General features: G+C 59.8%; 28 protein-coding genes, 6 pseudogenes and 1 riboswitch. Of the genes and pseudogenes, 13 read left to right on the top strand and 21 right to left on the bottom strand.

The annotated features are described in order from the left end of the window. Nucleotides 1-95: 95 nt before the first annotated feature. Nucleotides 96-266, bottom strand: a pseudogene (locus AC1D2N_RS32595) (SOS response-associated peptidase); the annotation flags it as partial. A 55-nt stretch (nt 267-321) separates the two neighbouring features. Further along, nucleotides 322-1,238: pseudogene (locus tag AC1D2N_RS32590) on the bottom strand (IS5 family transposase). A gap of 67 nt (nt 1,239-1,305) precedes the next feature. Between AC1D2N_RS32590 and AC1D2N_RS32585 the strand changes: the two are divergent. Continuing rightward, on the top strand, nt 1,306-1,575 hold the full coding sequence (locus AC1D2N_RS32585; protein WP_080646152.1) for an FCD domain-containing protein: 270 nt from the start codon (nt 1,306-1,308) through the stop codon (nt 1,573-1,575). A gap of 176 nt (nt 1,576-1,751) precedes the next feature. Here the strand turns inward: AC1D2N_RS32585 and AC1D2N_RS32580 are convergent, their stop codons facing one another. After that, nucleotides 1,752-2,651 carry an AraC family transcriptional regulator gene (locus AC1D2N_RS32580; protein WP_018517412.1) on the bottom strand — a complete coding sequence of 300 codons (900 nt, stop codon included), beginning with the start codon at nt 2,649-2,651 and terminating at the stop codon, nt 1,752-1,754. Between the two features lie 172 nt (nt 2,652-2,823). On the opposite strand from AC1D2N_RS32580, the gene AC1D2N_RS32575 reads away from it, so the two are divergent. The 4 genes from AC1D2N_RS32575 (at nt 2,824) to AC1D2N_RS32560 (ending at nt 5,272) form a co-directional block, all read left to right on the top strand. Next, nucleotides 2,824-3,582, top strand: a complete 759-nt coding sequence (locus AC1D2N_RS32575; protein ID WP_018517413.1) for an SDR family NAD(P)-dependent oxidoreductase — start codon at nt 2,824-2,826, stop codon at nt 3,580-3,582. 29 nt (nt 3,583-3,611) lie between these two features. Then, nucleotides 3,612-4,286, top strand: a complete 675-nt coding sequence (locus AC1D2N_RS32570; RefSeq protein WP_018517414.1) for a glutathione S-transferase family protein — start codon at nt 3,612-3,614, stop codon at nt 4,284-4,286. A 26-nt stretch (nt 4,287-4,312) separates the two neighbouring features. Further along, on the top strand, nt 4,313-4,909 hold the full coding sequence (locus AC1D2N_RS32565; RefSeq protein WP_018517415.1) for a cysteine hydrolase family protein: 597 nt from the start codon (nt 4,313-4,315) through the stop codon (nt 4,907-4,909). A gap of 63 nt (nt 4,910-4,972) precedes the next feature. Next, entirely contained in the window at nt 4,973-5,272 is a 300-nt protein-coding gene (locus AC1D2N_RS32560; RefSeq protein WP_018517416.1) for a putative quinol monooxygenase, read from the top strand. A 383-nt stretch (nt 5,273-5,655) separates the two neighbouring features. Here the strand turns inward: AC1D2N_RS32560 and AC1D2N_RS32555 are convergent, their stop codons facing one another. Then, nucleotides 5,656-6,567: a nucleotidyltransferase and HEPN domain-containing protein gene (locus AC1D2N_RS32555; RefSeq protein WP_018517417.1), complete on the bottom strand. Its 912-nt coding sequence runs from the start codon at nt 6,565-6,567 to the stop codon at nt 5,656-5,658. Nucleotides 6,568-6,688: 121 nt separating this feature from the next. Here AC1D2N_RS32555 and AC1D2N_RS32550 point away from each other — a divergent pair, with 121 nt between their 5' ends. Both AC1D2N_RS32550 and AC1D2N_RS32545 read left to right on the top strand, forming a co-directional pair. Then, a complete protein-coding gene (locus AC1D2N_RS32550; protein WP_018517418.1) occupies nt 6,689-6,976 on the top strand; it encodes a hypothetical protein in 288 nt (95 codons plus the stop codon). 4 nt (nt 6,977-6,980) lie between these two features. Continuing rightward, nucleotides 6,981-7,103 (top strand): annotated as a pseudogene (locus AC1D2N_RS32545) (ATP-binding protein); the annotation flags it as partial. Between the two features lie 195 nt (nt 7,104-7,298). Here AC1D2N_RS32545 and AC1D2N_RS32540 read toward each other — a convergent pair. The 6 genes and pseudogenes from AC1D2N_RS32540 to AC1D2N_RS32515 form a co-directional block, all read right to left on the bottom strand. Further along, nucleotides 7,299-7,499, bottom strand: a complete 201-nt coding sequence (locus AC1D2N_RS32540) for a hypothetical protein (RefSeq protein ID WP_026242422.1) — start codon at nt 7,497-7,499, stop codon at nt 7,299-7,301. Nucleotides 7,500-8,087: 588 nt separating this feature from the next. Next, nucleotides 8,088-8,383, bottom strand: a pseudogene (locus AC1D2N_RS32535) (type II toxin-antitoxin system RelE/ParE family toxin). Next, nucleotides 8,380-8,646 carry a type II toxin-antitoxin system ParD family antitoxin gene (locus tag AC1D2N_RS32530; protein WP_018517420.1) on the bottom strand — a complete coding sequence of 89 codons (267 nt, stop codon included), beginning with the start codon at nt 8,644-8,646 and terminating at the stop codon, nt 8,380-8,382. Before AC1D2N_RS32530 ends, AC1D2N_RS32535 begins: the two are co-directional and overlap by 4 nt. Nucleotides 8,647-8,775: 129 nt before the next feature. Beyond that, a complete protein-coding gene (locus tag AC1D2N_RS32525; protein ID WP_018517421.1) occupies nt 8,776-9,540 on the bottom strand; it encodes a slipin family protein in 765 nt (254 codons plus the stop codon). A gap of 28 nt (nt 9,541-9,568) precedes the next feature. Next, nucleotides 9,569-10,918 (bottom strand): NfeD family protein, encoded by a 1,350-nt coding sequence (locus AC1D2N_RS32520; protein ID WP_018517422.1) that lies wholly within the window; start codon nt 10,916-10,918, stop codon nt 9,569-9,571. A gap of 409 nt (nt 10,919-11,327) precedes the next feature. Continuing rightward, entirely contained in the window at nt 11,328-12,242 is a 915-nt protein-coding gene (locus AC1D2N_RS32515; protein WP_018517423.1) for a LysR family transcriptional regulator, read from the bottom strand. A 112-nt stretch (nt 12,243-12,354) separates the two neighbouring features. Here AC1D2N_RS32515 and AC1D2N_RS32510 point away from each other — a divergent pair, with 112 nt between their 5' ends. Next, complete coding sequence (locus AC1D2N_RS32510; RefSeq protein WP_018517424.1) at nt 12,355-12,747, top strand: limonene-1,2-epoxide hydrolase family protein; 393 nt, start codon at nt 12,355-12,357, stop codon at nt 12,745-12,747. Nucleotides 12,748-13,298: 551 nt separating this feature from the next. Here AC1D2N_RS32510 and AC1D2N_RS32505 read toward each other — a convergent pair. The 11 genes and pseudogenes from AC1D2N_RS32505 to AC1D2N_RS32455 form a co-directional block, all read right to left on the bottom strand. Then, a pseudogene (locus tag AC1D2N_RS32505) lies at nt 13,299-13,544 on the bottom strand (AAA family ATPase); the annotation flags it as partial. 392 nt (nt 13,545-13,936) lie between these two features. Then, nucleotides 13,937-14,176: a 30S ribosomal protein S21 gene (gene rpsU / locus AC1D2N_RS32500; RefSeq protein ID WP_018517427.1), complete on the bottom strand. Its 240-nt coding sequence runs from the start codon at nt 14,174-14,176 to the stop codon at nt 13,937-13,939. A gap of 333 nt (nt 14,177-14,509) precedes the next feature. Then, the gene (locus AC1D2N_RS32495; protein WP_018517428.1) at nt 14,510-15,535 is read right to left on the bottom strand and encodes a GlxA family transcriptional regulator; all 1,026 of its coding nucleotides are present in this window, start codon (nt 15,533-15,535) and stop codon (nt 14,510-14,512) included. A 71-nt stretch (nt 15,536-15,606) separates the two neighbouring features. Beyond that, nucleotides 15,607-15,870 carry a hypothetical protein gene (locus AC1D2N_RS32490; protein ID WP_032990402.1) on the bottom strand — a complete coding sequence of 88 codons (264 nt, stop codon included), beginning with the start codon at nt 15,868-15,870 and terminating at the stop codon, nt 15,607-15,609. Between the two features lies 1 nt (nt 15,871). Beyond that, entirely contained in the window at nt 15,872-16,597 is a 726-nt protein-coding gene (locus AC1D2N_RS32485) for a CbtA family protein (RefSeq protein WP_018517430.1), read from the bottom strand. 13 nt (nt 16,598-16,610) lie between these two features. Beyond that, on the bottom strand, nt 16,611-16,799 hold the full coding sequence (locus AC1D2N_RS32480; protein WP_026242423.1) for a CbtB domain-containing protein: 189 nt from the start codon (nt 16,797-16,799) through the stop codon (nt 16,611-16,613). A gap of 165 nt (nt 16,800-16,964) precedes the next feature. Beyond that, the gene (locus AC1D2N_RS32475; RefSeq protein ID WP_018245357.1) at nt 16,965-17,291 is read right to left on the bottom strand and encodes a nitrile hydratase accessory protein; all 327 of its coding nucleotides are present in this window, start codon (nt 17,289-17,291) and stop codon (nt 16,965-16,967) included. 9 nt (nt 17,292-17,300) lie between these two features. Beyond that, complete coding sequence (nthA, locus tag AC1D2N_RS32470; protein ID WP_018245356.1) at nt 17,301-17,918, bottom strand: nitrile hydratase subunit alpha; 618 nt, start codon at nt 17,916-17,918, stop codon at nt 17,301-17,303. A 43-nt stretch (nt 17,919-17,961) separates the two neighbouring features. Then, entirely contained in the window at nt 17,962-18,705 is a 744-nt protein-coding gene (nthB, locus tag AC1D2N_RS32465; protein ID WP_018517432.1) for a nitrile hydratase subunit beta, read from the bottom strand. A 37-nt stretch (nt 18,706-18,742) separates the two neighbouring features. Continuing rightward, nucleotides 18,743-19,243 carry a DUF1097 domain-containing protein gene (locus AC1D2N_RS32460; protein ID WP_018245354.1) on the bottom strand — a complete coding sequence of 167 codons (501 nt, stop codon included), beginning with the start codon at nt 19,241-19,243 and terminating at the stop codon, nt 18,743-18,745. 38 nt (nt 19,244-19,281) lie between these two features. After that, nucleotides 19,282-20,256: a CobW family GTP-binding protein gene (locus AC1D2N_RS32455; protein WP_018517433.1), complete on the bottom strand. Its 975-nt coding sequence runs from the start codon at nt 20,254-20,256 to the stop codon at nt 19,282-19,284. A 617-nt stretch (nt 20,257-20,873) separates the two neighbouring features. Next, nucleotides 20,874-21,006: riboswitch (TPP riboswitch) on the top strand. A gap of 99 nt (nt 21,007-21,105) precedes the next feature. Between AC1D2N_RS32455 and thiC the strand changes: the two genes are divergently transcribed. From thiC to AC1D2N_RS32430, 5 genes and pseudogenes are all read left to right on the top strand, one after another. Continuing rightward, nucleotides 21,106-22,929: a phosphomethylpyrimidine synthase ThiC gene (gene thiC / locus AC1D2N_RS32450; protein WP_018517435.1), complete on the top strand. Its 1,824-nt coding sequence runs from the start codon at nt 21,106-21,108 to the stop codon at nt 22,927-22,929. Beyond that, nucleotides 22,929-23,906, top strand: a complete 978-nt coding sequence (thiO, locus tag AC1D2N_RS32445) for a glycine oxidase ThiO (protein WP_018517436.1) — start codon at nt 22,929-22,931, stop codon at nt 23,904-23,906. Before thiC ends, thiO begins: the two co-directional genes overlap by 1 nt. 4 nt (nt 23,907-23,910) lie before the next feature. After that, a complete protein-coding gene (gene thiS, locus AC1D2N_RS32440; RefSeq protein ID WP_018517437.1) occupies nt 23,911-24,108 on the top strand; it encodes a sulfur carrier protein ThiS in 198 nt (65 codons plus the stop codon). Between the two features lie 3 nt (nt 24,109-24,111). After that, the gene (locus AC1D2N_RS32435) at nt 24,112-24,885 is read left to right on the top strand and encodes a thiazole synthase (protein ID WP_018517438.1); all 774 of its coding nucleotides are present in this window, start codon (nt 24,112-24,114) and stop codon (nt 24,883-24,885) included. Further along, nucleotides 24,882-25,492 (top strand): annotated as a pseudogene (locus AC1D2N_RS32430) (thiamine phosphate synthase). Before AC1D2N_RS32435 ends, AC1D2N_RS32430 begins: the two are co-directional and overlap by 4 nt. Nucleotides 25,493-25,696: the final 204 nt, after the last annotated feature.

Below are 25,696 nucleotides of genomic sequence, written 5' to 3'. Positions count from 1 at the left end.
GGTTCGGCTGTTGTCGATTTCTCAACCTCGCCAATGCAAGATCGTCCGAGAGTAGACCGCAGCGGGCATTGCGTACACCCGAAGGAATTCAGGCGTCAAAGCAGACTTCCCTGTTCCACAAGCTCTCCGGATTTCGAAACGATCGTCGATCCGTACGGTTCGCGGGACGAGATGATCAGCGCGTCATTCGGTAATGGGCGGGCCAGTTCCTTGGCCTCTTGCCATGGCGCCCGCATCCAGGTGTCCGTCTCTTCCTTTGTCTGCAACGGCCGTGTTGCAGCGATCAGCTTTTTGACGTGATAGCCCTACCCTTTGGATTTTTCATGCAACGCGACTGAACTCGGGATGGCCAAGTTCAGTCATCCGGTTGAGAACTCGGACGCCGATTTTTGCTTCGGTCTTCTGATTGTCGAGGTTCCTGGCTTTGAGTTTCGGCCCAATGACCGTCTTCCATCGGCCCATTTGGGTCTCTACCCGGCTGCGCTGATTGTAGCCGGTGGATTTCTGCCAGGCCATCCGGCCGCCCTTGGTCTCGATTTTGGCGATATGCCGGTCGCGAACCGTCGGATTGAGCGCTGATTGAGAACTGGCAACGGCGGTCTTGGGAGGCGGGATAATGACCTCGACGATCTCACCAAGGCGTGTCGTCAGAAGATCACGGGTCGCCGCGCCATCATAGGCGCCATCGGCGATAAACTTGCCGACCGGACCATCAATCTGGCCCAGAAGATCTGACAGGGCTATGGGAGCAGTTTGCGCCATCTTTTGCGTTTCACCTTGATCTTGTGCTTGTTTTCCAACCATTCGCCTTCACCAAAGACCTTCAGACCGGTGCTGTCCACCACCAGATGAACCGGCCTCCAGCAGGCCGTTCGCCGCCGCACTGGCGGCAAAGCCAGTCCCTTGCTCCGRCGCGACAGGGTGGAGAAATCCGGCACGGTAATTTCAACTCCCATCAGCGCCGCGATACTGCGCATCAGGCCTTGGGTTTGACGCAAAGGCAATTCGTAAACAACACGCACGGTCAGGCACATCGTAATCGCCAGGTCCGAGTATTTCGGCTGGCCGCTACGAGACGTCCGGCGCTGGGCCGACCATTGAGAAAGCGCCTTATCGCTCACCTAGACAGTCAAATCACCACGCTGGCGAAGGCTTTCATTATAAGCCGCCCAGTTCGTGACCTTAAACTTCTGCTTGGCTATCTTGTGCCTACGGTCTTCATTGAACTTATGCGGCATCCAAATACCCTGAGACCAAAAACGGTCGCCTGGTATCAGATCCGCGCCGATCCACGCAACACGGCCAATGCATGGAAATTCCGAGATGGTTCGGACCCTGCAACAGATGCGCGACAAAATGTACAGGCTTTCGCGGCGCCTGCACCGAATTCATCCCGAGCGGCTGAGTTTGAACGCGCAACAGCACAGGGCAATTGTAGATGCAATTCGCGAAGGCGAGATTGATAAGTCGCGTAGGAGTATGCAGGCGCATCTGGCCTGGGGACGTGCATTCACCCTTGATCCCAACGGGCGAATGGGAGGGGACTGGCAGCGACTAACGGTCGCTGCAGGCTGATCCTAAAACTGGCGAAGGCCGTAGATTGTGTCGTCCGCGAGAGGAAAGCTTGGACTGATCGGAGGAACGTTGCGGAGGGTATTTCGCCCGACTGTTACAACCCCAGTTTGAGCTAGCCATGGCGCGAACAACGCCAAATTCGCTCGACAGCCTGTGCTCAATAATAACGAAGCCATCTAACTGATCGTATGGTCGCTGATCGACTGCCTAAGCCTGCGAACGTCGCGGACGGGCGGAGCCCCGAATCGCCGCAGATATTCGCGGCTGAACTGAGAGGGGCTCTCATAGCCGACCGCATAGGCGACGTCGGAGGCACTATGGTCGCCGGCGAGCAGCAACTGGCGCGCCTCCTGAAGGCGTATCTGCTTCTGATACTGGATCGGGCTCAATCCAGTCAGCGCGAGAAAGTGGCGATGCAGGCTCGCACGGCTCATGCCAGCAGCTTCGCACAGAGCCTCGATCCGCAGCCGCGTATTACCGTGGTCGCGGATCCATTCGACCGCGCGGCGGATGCCGCCGATCGCGCCTTCTGGGCGGGCGATGTGGCGCAACAGTCGCCCCTGCGGGCCCTGCAGGAGACGATAAAGCAATTCGCGTTCGGCCATCGGCGCGAGCGCCGGGATGTCCGCAGGCGTGTCGAGCAACCCCAGCAGTCGCAGCAGCGTGTCGCGCAGCGGCGGAGTCATCGGATTGATCGCGATGCCGCTGCCTGGCGCGTCTGCGTCGCGCACCGCCGGCATCGTCGATGCGACCTCGGCCAGAAGTGCCGGATCAAGGACTAACGAAATCGCCACATAAGGACTGCCGTCGTCAGCGTCATGGATCTGGCCGCTCAAAGGCAGATCGAGTGCGCTGACCAGATATTGAGACGCGTCGTAGCGCAGGAGGTCGTCGTGGATGGCCACCTCTTTCGATCCCTGCAGAATGAAGCAGATCATCGAGCGGTAGAGACACGGTGACGTTCCCGAGGTCGTTTGTCCTACGCCGATTTCCAGGCGCGGGATCGGCGTCAGGGTCATTCCGGTCCGCCCGTGGCGGAGCGCGATATCGCGATGCGGCTGTAGGTTGTCGGTCATGCCAAGGAGTATGACACCATTTCTCCCATCTGCAAAGCGCTTGAGACAATTAGGCAAGCAATTGAGAGCATTAGGCGGGGCGCCGGACTCACCAATCGCCTATTTGACTGGCAGCGAATGCGGCGCCCCAGCGGCGTGCCATCCGATAATCAGAATCACAAGGAATGTAGCCATGTCTCAGAAGATCGCACTCATTACAGGAGCCAGCCGCGGCCTCGGTCGCAACATGGCGCTGCATCTCGCCAGGCGTGGTGTGGGCGTCATCGGTACCTACCGAAACAGCGCCGCAGAAGCCCAGACGCTGGTCGACGAGATCGAAGCCCTGGGCGGAAAGGCAGCGATGCTGCCGGTCGACGTCACCGACACGGCAAGCTTTTCCGGCTTCGCGCAGGCGGTCACCCACACGCTGGGGACCACGTTTGGCGTCGACCGGTTCGACTATCTGGTGAACAACGGTGGCGAAGGCCTCTATGCAATGGTCGCCGAGGCGAGCGTGGACCAGTTCGACCAGATGGTCGACATGCACCTGCGCGGGCCGCTGTTCCTGACCCAGAAGCTGCTGCCGCTGATCGTCGACGGCGGGCGGATCCTCAACGTCTCCTCGGGCTTTGTTCGCACGACCATGGCGGGCTACGGCCTCTATGCCGCCGCCAAGGCGGCGATGCAGACGCTGACCAAGTTCATGGCGGTCGAACTGGGCGCTCGTCAGATCCGCGTCAACGCGATCGCGCCGGGCGCCATCGCCACCGACTTCGCCGGCGGCCGCGTGCGCGACGACAAGCATATCAACGACTTTGTTGCCGGTAATATCGCGCTCGGCCGCGTCGGCCAGCCCGACGACATCGGTGGCGCGGTCGCCGCAATCCTGTCCGATGATCTCGGTTGGGCCAACGGCACGACGTTTGACGTGTCGGGCGGCCAGTCGCTCTGATCTCTGTTCCAGCACATCGAGACACCGTCATGACCGAGCAAAACCTCACTCTCGTCAGCCACCCGCTGTGCCCATTCGTCCAGCGTGCCGCGATCGTCCTCCTCGAAAAGGGGGTGGCGTTCGACCGGGTCAACGTCGATCTATCGGCCAAGCCTGACTGGTTTCTGGCCCTGTCGCCGACCGGCAAGGTGCCGGTACTGAAGGTGCGCCAGCTGAACGGTGAGGAGGCGATCCTCTTCGAAAGCGTGGTCATCTGCGAATATCTGAACGAGACGCAGGATGGCGCGGCGATGTACCCCGACGATGCATTGCTGCGTGCACGGCATCGCGCCTGGATCGAATTCGCCACCCAGACCTTTACGGAGGGCTGGCAGTTCCTCCACGCCAAGGACATGGCGACCGCCGACGCCAAGCGGGCCGCCTTCCGTGATCGGCTGAGCAAGATCGAAGCGGAACTGGGCGACGGCCCGTATTTCGCCGGGCCGGACTTTGGTCTGGTCGATGCGGTCTACGCACCGCTGTTCCGCTATTTCGGGATCATTGATCCGGAAGTGGCGGACCCGATCTTTGCTGGCCTGCCATGTGTGACGGCGTGGCGCGCGGCACTTGCCGAGCGATCCAGCGTCAAGAACGCCGTGATCGACACCTATCCCGACCTGTTTCGCGACCACCTGCGCCAGCAAGGCGCGATGATCGCGGCTTAACAACCAGAATTCCACGGAGTGATATCATGACCGACCCATCCAATAGCGCGCTGATCCTGATCGAATATGTCAACGACTGGCTCTCCCCGACCGGCGGCATTTATCCGGTGTTTCAGGACCGGGAGCAGGTCGACACCGCGATCGCCAATTCGAAGATCATCCTCGAAGAGGCCCGCCGTCGTGGCCTGCACGTGATCCACGCAGCGCTGAAGTTCGAGCCGACCTTCAAGGTGCTGGGCGAGGCCAAGTACGGCCTGCGTAAGATGACGCGCGACCATGGCGCGTTCCTGGGCGAGCAGGCCGATTTCTTCCCCGGCTTCGAGCCGGCGGAAGGCGAGCATGTCGTTCGCGAGCGCGCCGGCGGCAGCAGTGTCTTCGTCGGAACCACGCTCGACGGCTACCTGCGCAACAACCGCATCGACGAGATCTACCTGTCGGGCTTTTCGCTGCGCCAGTGCGTCGAGTCTTCGATGCGCAATGCCCACGACCTCGGCTACCACACCAACGTCATCTACGACGCGTCGGCCGGCTATACCCGCAAGCAAAAGGACGACTTCGTGGCCGAGATCGCACCCTTCTACGCCAACGCTATCACCACGCAGGAATTCGTGTCGCACGAGTGAACTACCACCGCCCGGCCCTTTCAGGGTCGGGCCTTGGTTTATCAAAGCTTCGGAGGCACTACGATGATTGGATTGATGGTCGAACTCGCAGTCACGCCTGACAGCGGTGCAGCATTCGAACGTGCCTTCGCCGTTCAGGCGGCTGCGGTACAGGCCAACGAACCGGGCAACCGCCTGTACGAACTGTTCAAGTCGACCACTCTGTCTGACAGCTACACGCTCGTTGAAATCTACGAGGATGATGCCGCGCTTCAGGCGCACCGCGCATCGCCGCACATGGCGGCCAATCGACCAGTAACCGCGCCCTTTCTGGCCGGGCCGCCCGTCATGCAGGTGTTCGAGGTCATCGCGCACCGCCTCTGACCGGTGCGTTGGCCGGGCTCTTTTACCGAGGCGAGCCCATGGCTGAATTACCCGAAAGTCGCATCGGTTGAGTTTGCCGAACCGTCGCTTACATCTGGGCGTGGTTGCCCAATACTTGGACGACTATTTCTCGCATAGAACGAAGGTAACCATAACTTTAGAGTTCCATAAATCTGCTTACGGATCAAAACCTAGATTTATCGGGCATTTTTGCCTTCCACCTGGCAGCTGAACCGGTGATCAATTTCCGGTCCGGCCAGCAAAACCGATGGCATTGGAGAGCCTATGGAAGCCCTATTTGTGATGATCGCCAGCGCACCTCGCATAACTAGCGAATGGGGGCGGCGGGGTCAGCAGGTCGCGCGGGCGCGGGTCGGACCCGCCTACCTGCTATTCTGCTCAAGCATCGCCAGATGCTCGCAGCACACCGTCTCAACTAGTTGGAGCAACAGGGCAGTCTGCTCCGCAAGCCAGCTAAGCGCCTCCTCGCTGATCTCGAAATGTTTGGAATACCGCGCCTTAACATAGGCCTCGTTTAAGGTGTTGAACCAGGCGCGGTCACGGTGTTGATCGCGAGGAAAGGCCTTGGCAAGGCGCCGATCCTGTTCCTCGGCAAGCGAGCGCAGGAATTTTATGTTGTGGGAAGGTGGACCGTAGTTGGTGAGTGTCAATAGGATGCAGGAATACGCTTGCTCGATCGATTGATGGAGCTCGAAGGCACCCACGCGAAGGTCCTTCTCTTCAACATAAAACGTAGAACCCTTCAGAAACGTCCGCGCCAGCGAAAACCGATCAGCAAAATGCTCCTTCGCTACCCGCAGTCGATCGGCTTGTGAGAGGGGTGCGGGCTCAGCTAGCGGCTCGTCATCCAGTTCGTAAAGAACGATACCTTCCCTCCGGATATCGGAGAAGAAGTATTGGCCCTCCTTGAGGTAGGTGTTCACCTCGCGCCTGGAATGGACGATGAAACTCACGGGCGTTTCGATCGACTTGTCGTGGATCAGCCGGTCAGCGGCCTTGTGCCAGTACTCGGCGAACTCGCAGAGCTTGCGATTGTTGACGATAATCAGAAGATCGAAGTCGGAGCGATATCCCTTCATCGTGAAGGGCTCGTCCACCCATCCACCCTTCGCGTACGAACCAAAGAGGATGATCTTCAGGATGCGGCCGCGCTTTTTGAATTCCGCCGTACCATCCTTCAGCGCATCCTCGAATTCCTCATGGAGGATTTCCAGAACGCGGCCAATCTCGCGCTGCTTGCGAAGTGGCATATGGTTGAGGGATGATTTCATCATAGAGGGCAATGATCGCGGGCGGCTGGAAAACATTATGAAAAATCAGATCAAGCTCGATTCTACACTGGTTACCTTAAACCACAACCGTAAATGGCCTAATGATGCGCCGTAGAAAGAGCGAGTGGACGGCTCGAGCCGCTTCAAGGTGGCCGTCATCGCGCGATGCGCACAAGCCCAGCCAAGCAAGGGGATGTGCGCGCTCGACCCATCCGTTGAGGATCAGCTGGGTCAGGAGACCAATCAGCGAAAGTTCAGCAGCGTCTGCGTGGCCTCTCGCTTTCCTCATGCCGCAAGCTGGCACGTCACCTATTTTCTCGCTTCAATCAGCCGCCATAAAGATTTCAAATGGTCAAGCCTTGACTTTCAATTGGTCATGACCGCAGTTTCAAACAGTCATCGAAACGAATGAAGCCGTGGCGCTGTATCCAAGGCTTGTTGAGCAAGGCGTTGCCGACGCAATGTCAGACACGCGAGTCGTACTGATCGTAGGTCCCCGACTAGCAGGAAAAACGACGTTGGCCAAGAAAATGGCCAACGAGGCTCCACCCATGAGGCTCACATCCTTGCCTCCGGCCGCCGACTTCGCCTGCTTCACCGCGTCGGGAATTGAACCAGCCGCGCGATAGATTCCAGTGCTGTGCGAGGCGAGTAAAGGCCGGTGGGTGACGACGAAAAGCGGCAGCTTTAACGGCCCCGTCGGCCCGTTCTCGTCCCAGTATGGGATCGAGTCGTCATAGCATTTGCGCCCGCAGATCACGGCGCCAACCTTGCTTGGTGAGGCGCTGCACATATGCATCGCCCTCTGCACCGCCGTTGAAGAACCATCCGTGAAGAATTTCGCCGTTCTTGCCGAGCGGTTCCTCCCTGGTCTGGTTTCCTGCGGTAATGAAGCCGTCGAGCGACATGCTGATATTGAAAGCGACCTTGGTCATTTGCGTTCTCCGTGACCGGTTGAGGTTACGCCTTCAAGACGTATGAGTGTTGATCAAATCTACATCTGGAGCAACGAATAACTCGTCGCGGCCTTTTGATGCGTCCGAACTCCTCGGCCATTTCGGGCTTACGGCGTTGATCCGGATGCCGCGGGTCGAGGTTAAGAGCGGCGGAGCGGACGAGGCCATCGACTTCGCCGTTTGCGACCGGGAGGCCGGTCGCTGCTAGGGTCGGATCGTCGAGGAGGTAATCCGACACAGGGCGCACCTTCGTCCGAGATCAGCGGACGGTCCTGCGAGGTGATGAGAACAGTTAAAAGAACCGCAGCGGTGTCCCCCACGCCTTTGGCCCATCGCAAGTACCGGCTGTAGAGCGTCTTATTCGGTCCATAATCGGCCGGCGCGTCGATTAGCCAGCGATATGCGTCGGCGTCGTACCCATGAAACCTTCAAAACTGCAGGTGGGCCGGTTCCTATCTCATCAACTGCATGATTGTGGAATGGCTGATCCGCGCGATGACACTGAGACGAGGGTAGCCGCTTAGTTCGGCTTTAGGGCGCGAGGTCGCCCCAGATCTACCCATTAAATTATTCGCCGAACAGGATTGCGCCATAGTCCGTGGCGCCGTGCAGGATATGGCTGATGATCACCTTCGCGTTCTCGAGCGGTAGAAGATCAGATAGTTGCCATGAACGCGTCGGCGGATACCATGGTGCTCGTAGCGGGGAACGAGGGCGAAACCGTTGGGGCTGTCGACGAGGTCTTCACACTTGCTGCGGAGCTCCCGGACGAATGAAAGGGCGCGGCGTGGATTGTCCCATGCGATGTAATCGGCGATCTGCTCAAGATCGTTCTCCGCTTCGTCGGAAAATTCAAGGATCATGCCGATTTTTCGGCCTGATCAGCCATCACAGTGTACTTTGCCTCGAGCCGTTCGAAGACATCGCTCGCTGGCTTAGTCCGGCCCGCCTCGGCATCGGCAATGCCGCGCATGATGGAAGCATCCAGTGCGGCAAGCCGGGTCTCCCGGTCCTGAACCAGTCGAACACCTTCGCGGAGGACTTCGCTTTTCGAGCCATAGCGACCTGTGTCGACAAGTTGCTGGATATAGGTTTCGAGCTGCTTTCCCAGATCGGCACTAATCATTCTGCTCTCTCTCTCTCTCTCTCTCTCTCTCTCCTGCTGTCCGCGCCGGCCATTGCTACCTCAGCAATCTGGCTGAAGCACCTTGACCGCAGGACCATCGCTCCATCCGCAAAAACAATGCAGGCGTCGTCATCGGTCGGGTTTGGGCGGCATCAAATTGCCGAACTCCATCGGAAAAGGAAATATGATCGTCGAGGTCTTTTCGCCGGCGATGACGTTCAATGTACTCAAATAACGAAGTTGCATGGCCTCGGGTTTCCTGGCGAGGATTTCGGCTGCTTCAAGCAGTTTGGCTGCAGCCTGCTGTTCGCCTTCGGCATTGATGATCTTGGCGCGCCGCTCGCGCTCGGCTTCCGCCTGCCGGGCAATTGCGCGGATCATCGATTCGTTGATGTCGACATGTTTGATCTCCACATTGGCGACCTTGATGCCCCAGGCATCGGTCTGGGCGTCGAGGATTTCCTGAATGTCGATGTTGAGCTTGTCGCGTTCCGCCAGCATCTCGTCGAGGTCATGTTTGCCGAGCACCGAGCGCAGTGTCGTCTGGGCGAGCTGGCTCGTCGCCATCATGAAGTCCTCGACCTGGATCGTCGACCTCTCGGGATCGACGACCCTGAAATAGATCACCGCGCTGACGCGGACCGAAACATTGTCATGCGAAATGACATCCTGGCCGGGCACGTCGAGCACCCGCGTGCGCAGGTCGACCCGCATCATCTGCTGGACATAGGGGACGAGCAGGATCAAGCCGGGCCCCTTGACACCGGTGAAACGGCCAAGCGTGAAAACCACGCCGCGTTCGTATTCCCGCAGGATCTTGATCGCAGATGCGACGACGACGAGCAGAATAAAGATGATCACAAGATAGAAGGCGAGATCTGCAAACATGCCCATGACTTTTTCTCCTGCATTCTGAAGGCCGTTAGGCCTCCTGCGAACTGCGGACCACTTCGAGCGTCAACCCATCCCGGCCGGTCACTTTCACACGGTCGCCGGCGGCAAGCGGCTCAGTTGAAATGGCCTTCCAGCGTTCGCCATGAGCGATGACGAAGCCCGAGATGCCCGTCCAGCTGTCGACCTTGCCTGAAATTCCGATCATCTGCTCGCCGCCGGTGACGACATCGTGCCAGCGCGAGATGAAGGCGAGACGGGCAATGACAAGGCTAAGAGCGAGGCAGGCGACGGCGATTGCGCCAAGCACCGACCAGGAAACTTTAAGCCCGGGTATGTCCGTGTCGAACAAGATGGTAGCGCCGAGCACCAGTGCGATGCCGCCGCCGACGCCGAGTGCGCCGAAGGACGGCGAATGCGCCTCGGCCACCGTCAGACCCACGCCGAGTATGATCAGCCCGAGGCCCGCAAAACTCACCGGCAGCAAGGCCAGAGCATAGAGACCAAGCAGCAGGCAGATGCCGCCGATCGTTCCCGGCACCAGCGTCCCGGGCGTCAGAAATTCAAAGATCAGGCCGTAGATACCGACCATCATCAAGATCAGCGCGATGTTCGGATCGGTGATCACCGAAAGCAGGCGGGTTCGCCAGTCCGGTTCAAGTTCCTGGACGATTAGACCCGATGTTTCGAGCCGGACATCCGTTTGACCGACCCGCACGACCCGGCCCTGCGCCTGTGCGAGGAGATCGTTTATATCGGCCGCCACGAAATCTATGACTTTCTCACGCAGAGCTGCGGCGGAGGAAAGGCTCGCGGCCTCGCGCACGGCGCGCTCCGCCCAGTCGGCGTTGCGATTGCGCAGTTCCGCAAGACCGCGGATATAGGCCACCGCATCGTTGATCGCCTTCGCCTCGCCGGCATCGCGCGGCACTTGCCGCTCCTTGCCGGTCGTATCAGGGCTGTCGTTTCGGTCACCATCGGATGGTCGGCCGCCAAGTGCGATCGGCGTCGCCGCACCCAGATTGGTGCCTGGTGCCATTGCCGCGATATGGCTTGCGTAAAGAATATAGGTGCCGGCGCTGGCGGCTCGTGCTCCGCTGGGTGCAACGAAACTCGCGACCGGTATCGAGGAGGCAAGGATCGCACGAATGATGTCGCGCATCGACGTGTCGAGACCGCCGGGCGTGTCGATCTGCAGGACAACCAGGCTGGCGCCACGTTCATTGGCCCGTTGAAGGCCGCGTCTTACATAGTCGGCCGTCGCCGGGCCAATCGCCCCGTTCATCTTCAGGACTATGGCGACACGCTCAGCTTCAGATGCGGGCGTCGCCAGGCCCAAAGCCAAGAACAACGTCAGCAGCAAAGCAAGGATTGACGGCATCCACCGCCAAAGCTCCAAACGCCACACAATCGTCCGCCGGACTCTCATATTCTGAAATATATGGCAGAACTGCGAAACGGTAAGAGACAAGTCTTTTCTCTGCGCCAGTCAAGCGCGGCTAGAAACATTGGAAGCGTCCCCCCGCAGCACAATCCCATCCGCATGTGATCAGTTAGCGCTGCGACAGAGCAGGTCTCGGACCTCCGAGGGTTCGCCGATAGCGAAAAGCCGCTCGGCGGTTAGAGCCGAGCACGATCGCGCAGGACATGATTGAACCGATGGACGCCGAAGGTGTTGGACGCTTCCATATCCTCAGCCATGACCTTGGTGGCCCGGCCTCCGTCGCGCCGGCCTATTTGGCAGGTGACAGGGCAATCTCCCATTTCGTTCTTCGGGCTTTCGCGTTTTGTCAATCAGTTATAGGTAACGCCAACTCGCTTATGAGATTGTCGATCATCCACCTCCCACCCTGCCCGGGCGGCCGTGATCGCTTAAAAGCAATTGACAGGGGTATTGGCTTCCACCCATCCGGTGAATTCTCAACTTCGGTCCGAGGTCTCCGGAGGCGTCCTGTCTTCAAATCCTCTTCGACGAGATGGACTGGCATCAACCCCCACCCGAGGCCAGCACGCAGGAATTCCTGTTTCGAGCCCAGGTCGGCCACCCGCCAGACCTTCTGCGAAAACACCCCGAAAGATCGCCCAGTTGATCGAGAAGTCTTGTCTGATATTATAAGCTGGTTGTGCTGAGTTAACGCCGAATGCGTGATCGGTTCTCGTTCCATTGAGAGAGGATGGCTACTTCCGACGACGAGACACATGGGTATGTCGCAAAGCGGTGTCGTCACGAATTCGGAGGGCGCGTCGGGCAAGGTGCCAATGACCGCAAACGAAGCCTGGCTGTCCCAGACGGTTTGCAACGTCGATCCGAGCGACTCCGAATATACCGAGAGAGCGGTATGGGGAAACTCCCGCCTGAACCTGTCTATGACGGCTGTCAGTCTCGATGTTGGCAGCATCACATCCACCGCGAACGCAAGTTCCGCTTCTATGTGACCCTGAAAGTTCGCCGCCTTGGCTCTGAACGCATCGGCTGCATCGAGCGCAGCCTTCGCGTCCGGCAACAATGCCCTGCCATGTTCAGTCAGTTCGGTGCGCCTACCATTCTTCCGGAATAGGGCATAACCAAGTTGGGACTCCGTGGCTATGACGGCCTCGCTGACCGCCGACTGCGCCTTGCCGAGGAAGCGTCCGGCCGCTGAAAGGCCTCCCTGCTCCGCTACGGCGACAAATGCCCTTAGGCGCTCAAGCGAAACGTCTTTCATACCAGCCCCATCGGAAAGTCCGATAAAACATATCGAGTTTCATCGGCTTCTCAAGCGACCTCTTGATGCTTATTCGAAATGAACTGCAGCGCCGAAAGCAATGGAGACATCAATGCCAGACTCTACACCAATTGAGATCGCCAAGACGTTTTTCGGCCACTGGAATGCCAATCGCGTCGACGAGGCCTTGGCAATGCTCGCTTCCGACGTTGTCTACGACAACGTCCCGCTCCCTAATATCGTCGGCGCTGACGCCGTCGCGAAGTTCCACAAGGAGTTCGGCATCGGTACCGCATTCACCTTGGATTGGCAGGTGAAAGCGATCGCGGCAGACGGCAACGTCGTCCTGAACGAACGTGTTGACATCTTTCGTCACCAGAGTGGTGGTACCATTACGCTCCCCGTCATGGGGACCATTACGGTAGTTGACGGGAAGATTACCGTGTGGCGCGATTATTTCGACGCAGGTGATTTCGACCGGCAGCTGTCGCAGATCAAACTCTAAGCAGCAGAGCCAAGTCCATGAACACGTCACCCTCCGCCGGGCCTTTCCAGCCCGGGGCGCAGCCGTGCGCCCTCGCGCATCGCTAGGAGAACACGAATGACCCCTCCGATATAGCTCGCCGTGATGTGCTAACGCTGATGGCCGCTGGAGTCGCCGTTAGCGGCCTGCCGCAACTGGCAGCAGCGACTTCGGCCGCGAAGGGCGTTTCCAAATCACAGAAGGCGTCTCCGCAAAACGCCGTTTGGAATCACGACCAGGTGGCTCTGCTGATCATTGACTATCAGCCCGAGATGTTCGCCGCGATCCTTCGGGAAAAAGACCTCACAAAGGGAAACACTTTCGCGCTCTGCGCAAGAAACAGCCCGGCTGTCGGTGCGACGCTACGCAGCGCCGTTAAACCGATGCCGCGTCCGTTGAAGCTCACGTCCAGACTTCCAGGTTGTGAGAAGCTCCGATGTAGTCTCCATGGAGAAAATTCCATTGCTCGTCCATGGAAAGAAGATCACAGATTAGGACGGCGAGGGCAACGTGGGGCCGGAACAGCGGTTACGCAACAGCTCGGGCGCGCGCTGGATTTCGTCGCTGATCACCCGGTCAAGACCGTGGACGAATCCGGCGGGATCGGACTGCGCAGCGGCGAGGACCGTCTGGTCGTCCAGCGTGATGTAGCGGCGGCTCTCATCATCCATCTTTCGCACGAGCGTGGTTTTGCCCGCCCGGCGAGGCCCGACGATCAGGACAACCGGGGTGTCGCTAAGGGCCTCCTCTACCCGTCGCTCCACAAATCGGTGGTACATGCTGGCTCCAATCGCTCGAAAATTGGAACTATCAACAATGATAATTGGAAGTCACCAGATTGTTAATTGGAAGCAGCGGAGTTGAAATCTGGAAGTGGGCCTAGCCGAGGGCGTGATGATAGGGGGAGAAAGGGGTCTGGCAAAGGTTGGCCTCATCGTTTCGGGAATTGCTGCGAGCGTTGTCTCGAAGACCGTATTCGCAAACACACCGCTTGACCGCGTTCCACTCGGATCATTGCGGTGGAATCATTTGCTGACATGCTCGCTGCCAACGCCGATCTCGAAGCTATCCGCTTGTCGTCGGACACCCCGTATGGCCTTCAGGAAAAGGACATCTCGGGCACGAGAAAGTCCTATCGTCGACAGACGAAAAATTCGTCGCCCGATCCCTGCTAGCGAGCGAAAGCTCTCGCTTTCTTGGGAACCGAGATACCGCTTTCCCGCTCAAGTTTTTTGCGAGCCAGCTTGCGGACACGCCTGATACCCTCGGCTTTTTCACGAGCACGTTTTTCGGAGGGTTTTTCAAAACGCTCCCGAAGTCTGGCCTCCCGGAAAACGCCCTCGCGCTGCAACTTCTTTTTCAAAAAACGGAGCGCTTGCTCAACGTTATTGTCACGTACCATAACTTGCATTCTAAACTCCCAAGGTCACTGACGCGTGCCTCATTAGATCTATGCACATTGATGATCAAGACTTGGAAGACAGTTTGTCTAGATTCTCTGTCGCAACCGCTTTCAAGAGCACGGTCGCAAATGGCTAGAGTAAGCTCTGCCCGCGATTGGCGGGTCAGAAGTTCATATCCTCTCAAGAGCTAGGTTTTGTCAGGCCGCTGCGCATGAGAAACGCCAACGGTGATTGGTCTTCGTTGCGTAAGTTTCGGATGCAAGATCACAACCGAATCCGCCGGGATTTTCCTCTGACCTGAGTCCCCCTTCAATTTTCGGGGATTAGGGCATGAACGTCCATTACAATCGCAGCTCCTGTCGGCGCGCATGGCGGGTCTCATAAATCATATACTTGGATCGTTCGATACCGGCAGGCGCGGAACGTTGAAAGCGGCCGCGATAGTGGTTAGGGCTCACTCCGATCGTTCGCGCAAAGGCGCGGCGCATCGCATTGACGTCGCTAAAGCCGCACATGGCGGCGATTTTCTGCAGCGGCTGGGCGGTATCCTCCAGCAGACGGCGGGCAGCGTCGGTTCGCGCCGCCGTGACGAAGTCCGCTGGCGTCATGCCGAGCTCGCGGCGGAACACCCGGGCGAAATTGCGTTTGCTCATGCCTATTTTCTGCGCCAGATCATCTACAGCGAGCGAAGCGCCGAGGTTTGCCAGCACATATTCCTGCGCCTTTTGGATCAGCGTCGTTTCCGACATCTGGCCGACGAGATGGGCGCTGAACTGCGATTGTCCGCCTGGACGCTTCATGAACATCACCATGTAGCGGGCAACGATCATCGCGACATCGCGCCCGTGATCTTCTTCGACCAGCGAGAGCGCCAGATCGATGCCCGATGTGACGCCCGCAGCCGTTATGAGTGCACCGTCGCGAATATAGATCGCATCGGGATCGAGATCGATTGCCGGAAAGTCCCTGGCGAACTTGCCGGCACATTCCCAATGCGTCGTTACGTTCTTTCCGTCGAGCAGCCCCGCAGCCGCCAACAGGAACACGCCGGTACAGATCGACCCGAAGCGCCGGACCGTCGGCACCCGCCGCTGCAGCCACGCGATAACCTCGGGATCGATCGTCTGGAACGACGGATCGCCAGCTACAAGCAGCGTGTCGATCGGCTCGTCCGGGTCGAAGATCGTCCGGTCGGCGAGGAACCGGAGTTTGCCCGTTCCGTTGACGGACGCCGCTCCTGTCGACATGATCTGTATGTCGTATGCATCCGTGTCGCCAAGCCTTTGGGCGGCTTCCCAGAAGACCTCGGCGGGGCCGACGATATCTAGAGACTGGACCCCGGGCGGGGAAAGAATAACAATGCGCATTGCCTTGACCCCTGTTGCGATGCGGATCCGGAAACGCCCGCATGTTCAATTCATGCAATTAGCCTGCCAGCTTACGAAAGGCTGCGGCGGATCTGCCGGCTGTCGAGATGAAAATTCCGCTGTGCCGGTGCCTCGCCGGCCTCGATCCTCTGCCGGGCGGCACTGAGCAACGCAGGGGCGTTCCGCCTGGCGAAGGCGAGGCATTCGTCCGGCGAAGGCCTGGCGCCGAGCAATGTCCGCAGCGCAAACCGGTGGACGAAACAGTGGCCGCCGTTGCCGGCGTCAAACTGCAGCGAGTTGATATCCTCGCGCCATGTCAGGTGCAACTCTTCCACCCTATGCCTCGAAACGCCGGAAGAACGTGCCCGTCAGCGATCCGAGCAGCGCCCAGAAGACGAGGCTGGTCATGGCTGCGGCGGCGATGAACTGATGTTCGAGCGCTTCCGGAGCCAGCGCATGCCGGCCCTCTGGCGCGGCTGGCGCACCGATCACATGCGGAGCCGCGATCAGCACGATGGCGGCGACCGCCGTCCACGGCTTCCTGTGAAAGGCGATCAGGGCGAGGCCGCAAGCCGTCGCAGCCGCCGTCGCTATCCACCAGACCTGCCGGTCGGCAAGCGGCGCGGATGGCGTGCCCGGCAGTTCGGGCGGCAATCCCAGCAACGGCGCGATCATCACGCAGGCAAAACCCGCCAGCCCCCACATCAGCCCTTCGCGCCAGCCGAGCGCCTTGCCGCGCATCGAGATCAGCCCGGTCAGCGCCAGCGCATAGCCGATGGCAGTGAGAATGTTGGCGGCCAGCGTGAAGGCCGTCCGCTCGACGCCGTCGGCCGGCTCCCAACCTCCCTCTTCATGGTCATGAGCGGCCATCGCCGCATGATCGTGTCCCGCGGGAATAGCGGCTGCGGCGCCTGCCGCCGGCAGTGCCTCACCCGCTTTCTCGTAGACTTCAGCCTTGGCGATGAGCTGGCTCGTGCCGAAGAACTGGACGGCCGTGACAGCGGTTCCGACGATACTGCCGACGAGCACCGCGGTGAAGACGATCGAGCGAAACAGCGACATTGTCATTCTCCTCTCAGTGGCACGGAAACGCGTTGGCGTGGCGCGAGTCATGCGCAGCATTGTGGACGATTTCGATATGCGAGAAGCCGACAAAGCCGACGATCATGAGGCCAAGGCAGGCGGCAATCGCCGACTGAAGCAGCCTCGTGGCGGAAGCGGTGGCAACAGGTGCCGAGGATGAGACGATATAGGGCGTGGACATCGGAAAACCTTTCGACATGGCGCCTTTGGCGCCGATAACATGTTGACTGAAGGGCCAGCGCATAACCCCGAAAATCGGAATCGATTTCGGAAAGGATCATGCGCCAATTCAAAGTGATAGAACGTCCTTGGCGCGTCCTGCGGGACGCGCGGCGCTCTATGGTGATCAGGCCGCGAAGGCGGCCTTGATCTCGTCTGCGTCGATGACGCCGGATTTCGCCACGGCCTTTTCGAGGGCGGCCAGGAACTGGTCATAATAATTCCAGGAGGATCGATCGACTGGATGGGCCGCTTCCCAGGCGCTGATCGTGCTGATCAGCTCGTCGCGGAAGTCGTCCCATTCGAAAAAGCCGTCCTTGGCGAGCGCAAGCGCCATGCCGAAGGCCTTTCGCTCCCACTCGCTGCCGAAGCAGAGCGAGCCGTTCGCCCGCGGCGGGTTGTCGGTGCTGCCCATCATCTCGGTGACGGCGAAATGCTCGAATTGCGTCAGCATGTCCCCTCCTCACGCTGCCCTGGCGACGGCGACACCCATCATCGCTTCGGGCGTGACCAGGGCCTCGAGTTCCGCTTCGGAAAGCCCGTCCGTGCCGGCCGGGCGTTCCGGCACGACGAACCAGCGGATCTGGGCGCTGGAATCCCAGACCTTGATCTCGACCGCATCGGGAACCGCCAGCCCGAACTCCGTCAGTACGGCGCGCGGCTCGCGGGCGGCACGGCTGCGGAAGGTCGGGTCCTTGTACCAGTAGGGTGGCAGGCCGAGCACCGGCCACGGATAGCAGGAGCAAAGCGTGCAGATGATGAGGTTATGGACATGGGGGGCGTTGGCCACCGCGCGCATGTGTTCGCCCTCGGCACCCGCCATGCCCTCGGGCAACTGAAGTTCGGCGATGGCCTTCGGCGTGTCGGCGACGAGCCTGTCCTTGAACGCCGGGTCGACCCAGGCGCGCGCGACGATCTTGGCGCCGTTGAACGGCCCCATCTTTGTCTCGAAGAAATCGAGGACTGTATCGACGGTTTTGTCGGTGATCACGCCCTTTTTGATCAGCAGGGCTTCCAGGGCTTTGACGCGGGCGGCGCTGTAGGCTTCCCGGTCCTGGCGATAGTGAAAACGGTCCATCATTGTTGTGGCTCCTTGACTGGAATGGCGGCGACTGGTGTGCGTCTCAGGCGGCCTTGGAGGCTTCGCCGGCTTCCGGTGCCTCGACATAGTGGGCGTAGAGATCGGCATAGAGGCTGAAATTCTTCTCGGCATTATCGGGCCAGAGGTCACTCGGTTCGAAGCGAACGCAGTAGACCGGCATCGCCGCGCCGACGCCGTCGGGGCCGGTGTCGCAGAGATAGGTGTAAGCCCCGTCATAGACGGTCTCGATCGTTCCGAACTTGTTGCGGAGGAAACCGGGCAGCCTCGTATGCTCGACGGTCGGCACATCGCGGATCGCCACCGTATCGCCGACTTTGAATTCGAAGGTCACGCCGACGTCGCGCTTGGGGCTGTCGCCTTCGACTAGATATTGCACGACGCGCCGGTCGATCGCCTCATCGCCGGCCTCGTGCAGCGGCTTCGACGGCTCGTTGTAATATTCCTCCGTCAGCGCATCGAGCTCTTCTGCCGTGATATAGCCGTTGTCGATGAAGTATCCCGATATTCCGCCGAGCCACTTCTCGTAATAGCGAAACCTGAAATAATCGAACGGATTGAGGGACTCCGCCCCTTTCCTGAGGTCCGCCCAGGTCCAGATGGTCTTGAACGTCGATGGCGTCTCGGGAAGGGGAAGCTGCGGCGACAGCGCCATCATCGCCGTATGGATGCCGAAGATCCTGGTTTCCCAGACATCGACGAAAACGCGCGTTTCGGTGCTCACGGGCCCCAGCCCCTCAAGGCCGCCAAGATAATGCTGAAGTTTCATGGGATCGTTCCTTTATGGTGAATGGTGACGATGACGCTCAGGCGGTCGCGGATTTCTTGCCGGCCAGAAGCTGGGTTCCGATTTCCGAGAGCAGGCCGAAGACGCCGCCGAGCAGCATCGCGGCCATGGCGACGAGGGTCGGATGATTGAGACCTGAGGTGACGATCGTCGTGTCCGTCGCCGCGCTGGTGCCGACGAGAGAGGCGAAGCCGAAGACGATCGCCGGCGGAAAGTTCAAGATCGGGATGGCCGAGGCCAGGATCATTGCTGAGGTGCCGGCGCCGACCAGGATCGCCGCAAAGATCGGGTGGGCCGGGCCATACTGGATGATCAGCAGCGTGATCGAGGCGATGCCGATGCCGGTCCAGTTGGAAACGATCGATTTGACCAGCCCCTGGTTTCCGCCGCCGCAGGCGAAGAACGACGCCCAGGCGATGAAGGTGACCCACACGGGAACGGGAAATATCGTCGCGGTGATATAGGTGTCGATGGCGCCGAGCACACCGAGGCTGATCATTGCGGCAACGAGCGGGGGCATGGGTCTGTCTCCTTGTTGAGGGGTTGGGCGGATGCGCATCAGGATGCCAGCGCGCGCTGCTGGCTGAGGCAGCTCATGAAGCCGTCTCGAAGCATCGCGTCGTCGAGGTTTCTGCCGATGAAGACGATTTCGTTGAGCCGCTTTTCCGAAGGCCCCCAGGCCTTTCCGGGGCGTCCTTCAAGCGTCATGTGCACGCCGTGAAAGACATAGCGGCGCTGCTCGCCGTGGAGATTCAGCACGCCCTTCATGCGGAAGAGGTCCGTGCCGATCTCCTGAGCCAGGCGATTGAGCCAGACGTTCAGCGCCGCTGGATCGAGCGGGCCGAAGTCCTGGATCGCCACGCAACCGATGCTCTGGTCGTGCTCGTGTTCATGGTCCTTGAGAATATCGGGGTCGATAGACAGGATGTTCTTGAGGTCGAAGGCGCCGACGTCGAGCACCGCGGAGAGCTCGACCTTGCAATCCCTCGTCCGGATGATCCGGGCAAGCGGATTGATCCCGCGCAATTGCTGCTCGGTGGCGGCAAGGTCCTCGGCGCTCTCCAGGTCGATCTTGTTGAGCAGCAGCACGTCGGCAAAGCTGATCTGCTCCCTCGCCTCGTCCTGAGAGAGCTGTTGCTTCATATGGCGGGCATCGACGACGGTCACGATCGCATCAAGCTGCAGCCGCCTGGCGAGCGTTTCGTCGAGCAGGAAGGACTGGATGACCGGCGCCGGATCGGCAAGACCCGAAGTCTCGATGATGATGCGGTCGATTGGCCGTCCGGAGCGCAGCAGTTCGCCGATCGCGGCGATGAGATCGCCCCTGACAGTGCAGCAGATGCAGCCATTGTTCAGCTCGATGACCTCGTCCGCCGTCGGCACCACGAGCTTTCCATCGATGCCGACCTCCCCAAATTCGTTGACGATCACCGCTACGCTCTCGTTTTCGATTGAGGTGAGCAGGTGATTGAGAAGCGTGGTCTTGCCGGTCCCGAGAAACCCGGTCAGAATTGTCGTCGCAAGCTTTGTCATGCCTCATCCCCTTGCCGTCCGAGCACGCCTCCGCCGTCTCGGCCAAATGACCGGGCTGAAAAGGCGGCTCCGCTGCTGTTTGCTGGTCTGATTACGCCGTAAGCGCCGATCAGACGAGGAGAATTACACTTGCAATACCGTCACGAGGCAAGAGACCTGATGTTTCATATTCGGCCAAATAAACCGCAAATTCTGCCAAAATGATGAGCTTTTTGATTTTTGATTAAAAACCGATCATACCGTCTAATTATTGATCTTATTGCCCTTTTCCCGATCATTGACAGGATGGGCATGAAAAACAGTCTGGTTTGCGCAGCTTTGGCGAGAGACGCCATGCGCAAGTTGGCTTTTCGAGGGCATTCTATTGTCGCCGGCGAAAGTGGTGCCGCTAGGGGTGGTCGGGTGACAGCGGATGGGCACCGAGCCGTTGGCGATTGCTTTGCGTTCCTGGAGGTTCTGGCGGGGAATTGGGGCGGCGCTGAGCATGCCACATTCGCTAAACTCCACGAAGCCAGTCAGCCCAGCGGCGCGATGAACAGAACTCAAGCGGTCGGGATATGGGTTCTCAATGGTGCCCTAAGGGCTTGACGGAGCGGCATTTCTCACAATAGCTTAGCCCTATTCACCAGGGGGGTCCCGCCAAGGGGCTGAGATACTGCTGGTCGGATCGGCTTTGGCCGCCCGAGGCGCAGTGACCCGTTGAACCTGATCCAGTTCATACTGGCGTAGGGACGGTGCGGGCGCTGCGGCAGCGAGGGCGGGTATCCGTCCTTCGGAATCCACGGCGTTTTTTCATCATTCCAACACTGGAACTGGGTCTCCAAACGTCAAAACTTGGAGCCTCGAACCATGAATATTGCAGCCACCAAACTCACTCCGGTCGTCACCACAGGTCCGCTTCCCGCCTCCGCGAAAGTCCTGAAAGCAGGCACCATTCATCCGGATATCCGCGTACCGATGCGTCAGATCGCACTGCATCCGACCTCTGGCGAACCGCCAGTCACTGTCTACGATTCTTCGGGTCCCTACACCGCAGAAGGTGCCGAAATCCGCATCGATGCAGGCCTGCCACGCCTGCGCGAAAGCTGGGTTCTTGCTCGCGGTGATGTTGAATCCTACGGGGGCCGCATCGTCAGGCCGGAGGATAACGGCTTTGTTTCAGGCGACAGGCTGACGCCGGAATTCCCCGTTCGCAGCCAGCCTTTCAAGGCGAAGGCGGGGAGGGCCGTTACCCAGCTCGCTTATGCGCGGGCCGGCATCGTCACGCCGGAAATGGAATTCATCGCCATTCGCGAAAACCTCGGACGACAGGCGACCAAGGAAGCTCTCATCCGCGACGGCGAAAGTTTTGGCGCCCATATCCCGGATTTCGTGACACCGGATTTCGTCCGTCGGGAAGTCGCGGAAGGCCGAGCGATCATTCCCGCCAATATCAACCATCCAGAATCCGAACCGATGATCATCGGCCGGAACTTCCTGGTAAAGATCAATGCCAATATCGGCAATTCGGCTGTTACCTCGTCCATGGCGGAAGAAGTGGAGAAGATGGTCTGGGCGATCCGCTGGGGTGCCGACACCGTCATGGACCTGTCGACCGGCCGAAACATCCACAATATCCGCGAATGGATCATCCGCAATTCGCCGGTGCCGATCGGTACCGTGCCGCTCTACCAGGCACTCGAAAAGGTAAACGGCGTTGCCGAGGACCTCACCTGGGAGGTCTATCGCGATACGCTGATCGAACAGGCCGAGCAGGGCGTCGACTATTTCACCATCCATGCCGGCGTGCGGCTCGCCTATATTCCGCTGACCGTCAATCGCGTCACCGGCATCGTTTCCCGCGGCGGCTCGATCATGGCCAAGTGGTGTCTGCACCACCACAGGGAGAGTTTTCTCTACGAGCATTTCGAGGAGATCTGCGACATTTGCCGCGCTTACGACGTTTCCTTCTCGCTCGGTGATGGCCTGCGGCCAGGCTCGATCGCTGATGCCAACGATGCGGCGCAGTTCGCAGAACTGGAAACGCTCGGCGAGTTAACGAAAATCGCCTGGGCGAAGGATTGCCAGGTGATGATCGAAGGTCCCGGCCATGTCCCGATGCACAAGATCAAGGAAAACATGGACAAGCAGCTCGCGGTTTGCGGCGAGGCGCCTTTTTATACGCTCGGACCGCTAACCACCGATATCGCGCCGGGCTATGACCACATCACGTCCGGCATCGGGGCTGCGATGATCGGCTGGTTCGGCACCGCCATGCTCTGCTACGTGACGCCCAAGGAACATCTCGGCCTGCCGGACCGCAACGACGTCAAGGTGGGCGTCATCACCTATAAGATCGCGGCACATGCCGCCGATCTCGCCAAGGGCCATCCGGCGGCGCGGGTGCGCGACGATGCGTTGTCGCGCGCCCGTTTCGAGTTCCGATGGGAGGACCAGTTCAACCTCTCGCTCGATCCGGAAACCGCCCGTTCCTTCCACGACGAAACGCTGCCGAAGGAGGCGCATAAGGTGGCGCATTTCTGCTCCATGTGCGGCCCGAAATTCTGCTCGATGCGGATTTCGCACGATATCCGCGCCGAAGCGCAGAGGGAGGGGTTGCAAGCCATGGCCGCCAAATACCGCGATGGCGGCGATCTTTACATGCCGGTCGCAGACCTTCCGGGTAACGCATAATGTCTACCTTTCTCGTCAAAGGAGCCGGCGTTGCCGGCCTCGCGGCGGCCCATGAACTCATCAGGCGGGGCTTTTCGGTCGAGGTGATCGAAAAAGCCGGCGCGGCGGGACTTGGCGCCTCGCATTTTGCTGGAGGAATGCTCGCACCCTATTGCGAACGGGAGGCGGCCGAAGAGATTGTCCTGACATTGGGCCTGGGCGCGGCCGGATGGTGGGAGGAGGCCGTGCCCGGCGAGGTTCGTCGCCGCGGTACTCTGGTCGTGGCGCAGCCGCGTGACCTTCCGGATCTCGTCCGGTTTGCGGCGCGCACGACCGGTCATGTCTGGATCGATCGCAAGGGTGTGACCGACCTCGAACCTGCACTTGCCGGCCGCTTCGAAAAGGCTCTTTTCTTCCAGCAGGAAGCGCATCTCGATCCACGCCGCGCACTGGCCAGACTAGCCGGCAGGCTCCGCGAGCGTGGCGTCGTCTTCCATTTCGGCGGACACGAGCCGCAAGACCGGCGATTTGCCCGCGTGCTCGACTGCACCGGGCCAGCGGCGATACCGCGACTTTCCGGCATGCGCGGCGTGCGAGGCGAAATGCTCTATCTGGAAACTGCGGATGTGACGCTTTCCAGGCCGATCAGGATGCTGCATCCACGCCATCCGATCTATATCGTGCCCCGCGACGATCACCGTTTCATGGTCGGGGCGACGATGATCGAGGCCGAAGATGACGGACCGATTGCCGCGCGTTCGCTCATGGAATTCCTGAACGCGGCCTATACGCTGCATCCGGCGTTTGGCGAGGCACGCGTTGTCGAGACCGGGACTGGCATACGTCCGGCGTTTGCCAACAACATTCCGCAAGTAATCGAAACAGAGGAGGGGCTCGCCATCGCCGGCATGCATCGGCATGGCTTCCTGTTGGCCCCCGCCATGGCTGTGCGGGCCGCCGATATTCTCCTCGCGCGACATTCACGTCTGAAAGGCTAACCCCATGAAACTGATTATCAATGGCGAAACCCAGGTCTGCGAGGCCGTAACCCTGGCCGAACTTCTTCATGTTCTGGAATACGAGGGCGACTGGTTGGCAACCGCCGTCAACGGAGATCTCGTGCATCGCGAGGACCGAGCCGCTCACCGGCTGGACGATGGTGACCGTATCGAAATCCTGTCCCCGATGCAGGGAGGTTGATCCATGCTTTCTCTTTATGATGCTGCACTGTCTTCGCGGCTTCTGCTCGGTACCGCGCGTTATCCTTCGCCGGCCGTCCTTGCCGAGGCGGTGAGCCGGTCCGGCGCGGAGATTGTCACGGTCTCGCTTCGCCGCGAAACGGCCGGCGGAAAGACGGGGGGAGCCTTCTTCGAACTCATCCGCCAGCTCGCGGTGCACGTCCTGCCCAACACCGCGGGATGTCACAGTGCGTCGGAGGCGATCCTGACCGCCAAGATGGCGCGCGAAGTATTTGGTACCGACTGGATCAAGCTCGAGGTGATCGGCCATCACGACAGTCTCCAGCCGGATGTGTTCGAACTGGTCGAAGCCGCACGCATTCTTTGTTCGGAAGGGTTTTGCGTATTTCCCTATACGACGGACGATCTGGTGGTCGGTGAAAAACTGGTCTCCGTCGGATGTCGGGTCTTGATGCCCTGGTGCGCGCCGATCGGTTCTGCGGCCGGTCCGCGCAACCCTTCCGCGCTCAAGGCCATGCGGAGCGCCTTTCCGGACATCCCGCTGATCGTGGATGCGGGGATCGGGAGGCCGTCGCATGCGGCAGCGGTGATGGAATTCGGCTACGACGCGGTGCTGCTGAATACCGCGGTCGCCGTCGCAGGCGATCCGCCTGCCATGGCCGAGGCGTTTGGCAAGGCGATCGAGGCCGGAAGGCTCGCTTATCTTTCCGGCATGCTGGAGCCGCGCGACATGGCGGTACCGTCCACCCCGGTTGTCGGAAAGGGCGTTTTCGCATGAGGCTCGATCCCTTCTATCTCATCGTCGACAGTTCCGAATGGATCGAACGTCTCGTGCCGCTGGGCGTCAAACTGGTGCAACTGCGCGTGAAGGATCGCCCGGACGAGATCCTGCGCCAGGAAATCCGTCGTACCAAGGCCGTTTGCGCAGCGGCGAATTGCCAGCTGGTTGTCAACGACTACTGGAAACTGGCGATCGACGAGGGATGCGATTTCATCCATCTGGGCCAGGAGGATCTGGTGGAAGCCGACCTTGATGCTATTCGCAGAGCCGGCGCCTGAAATTCGGTCTTTCCACACATGACGAGACGGAGCTCGAAACGGCGTTGGCTGCGAAACCTGACTATGTGGCGCTCGGCCCGATCTATCCCACCATTCTCAAGCAGATGAAATGGGCGCCGCAAGGTCTGGAACGGATCACGGATTGGAAGAAGCGTGTCGCACCCTTGCCGCTGGTGGCGATCGGAGGCTTGAATGTGGACAGGCTACAGGGCGTATTCGACGCGAGCGCTGACACCGTGGCGGTTGTCACCGACATCACCTTGAACGCCGATCCCGAAGCGCGGACGCGCGAATGGATCGATCGCACGGCACCGTGGCGTTATTGAGGGTACCACCACGCTTCCGTCGTGCGCTCTGCAGGAAGTCCACGTTGTTTTTGGCGCAGTATCCCGATATCGACGTGGAAATTAGCGCTGATGAGGGCCTGACCGGTTCGCAGCCGCGGCCGCAGGCGTAATCCGCCTGAGCAGCGTCTGTTGAGGTGGCTTTGTCCAATGCAAGCGGCGCAACCGACGCCGCTTCGCGAATCC

The sequence above is a fragment of the Rhizobium sp. P1_B8 genome, assembly GCF_056406515.1.
This window is presented reverse-complemented; position numbering and strand designations above follow the sequence as displayed.